The sequence below is a fragment of the Bacteroides sp. NSJ-48 genome (assembly GCF_014287405.1).
GTDB classification, from domain to species: domain Bacteria; phylum Bacteroidota; class Bacteroidia; order Bacteroidales; family Bacteroidaceae; genus Bacteroides; species Bacteroides stercoris.
This window is the reverse complement of the sequence record NZ_JACOOD010000117.1, coordinates 1-829: the sequence shown is the minus strand read 5'-3', so window position 1 is coordinate 829 and position 829 is coordinate 1. Positions and strand designations below refer to the sequence as shown.

Below are 829 nucleotides of genomic sequence, written 5' to 3'. Positions count from 1 at the left end.
AATAGACGAGGTAAGCGTTTCTGTTGGTTGGGTGTAAGAGCTTGATATAATCTCATCCTGCCTATTATCTGGCAGAACTCACTCGTTGAGATTGACATCTGCCCAAGTGTCCTTAACAGATGCAGGTCTTTGGATGGGTTGTAAGCATGGAACAGATTCAATGCTGCTGCATATAGTTCCTGTATGCTTAGGACTTCTATCTTATCCTGCAAGCCGTCAGTAGTAAGCATTAAATTTGAGCACACACGATTACGAAAGCCTATGAAGATTTTAAATCTCTCAACAGACTTCTTACTGTATAGGTTAATCTCGTTATATGCTCTCACTCCACCAATGGATAACGCTAAACGATTACCGTATTCATCATGTACAATGGATGGAATTTCAAAACAGAAACACATTCTCTGATAGAACAAAGTTTTCTCTTCGTCTGTCAATTCAGATGCTTTCTTACCTAATGCACTTGGTATTCTGCCATTGATAGGGTGTGAGATTCTAATCTCTGGCATATCAAACTGTTCTCCATGAAAGTAATCCTTAGCTGCATCTACTACTGCACCTATAAAGGATTGGTGGCTTATGGTTTCCTCCATTGATGCAAAACTTGGAATGATGCAGTCTTGCTGTAAGTGCTGTAAGGTTACTTCCTGTGTGTTTGCTTCAATGAAATGGTTTACTCTTTTGGGTGCTGCAACTTCTTCCACAATAATTGCTTCTTCTGCAAACTCACCCATGTTTAATGATTCTCTACGCTGTGCCATAGCTGGCATAATTACTAAATCTCTCATAATGAAATTGAATTAAATGGTTATTGATTGAATGGATTTAA

At 38.7% G+C, this 829-nt stretch carries 1 protein-coding gene; it reads right to left on the bottom strand.

Going from position 1 to position 829, the window contains the following annotated elements:
• On the bottom strand, nucleotides 1-788 hold a 788-nt coding region (locus tag H8S52_RS19725; RefSeq protein WP_186910414.1), incomplete at its 3' end, for a DUF3871 family protein.
• Nucleotides 789-829 lie beyond the last annotated feature (41 nt).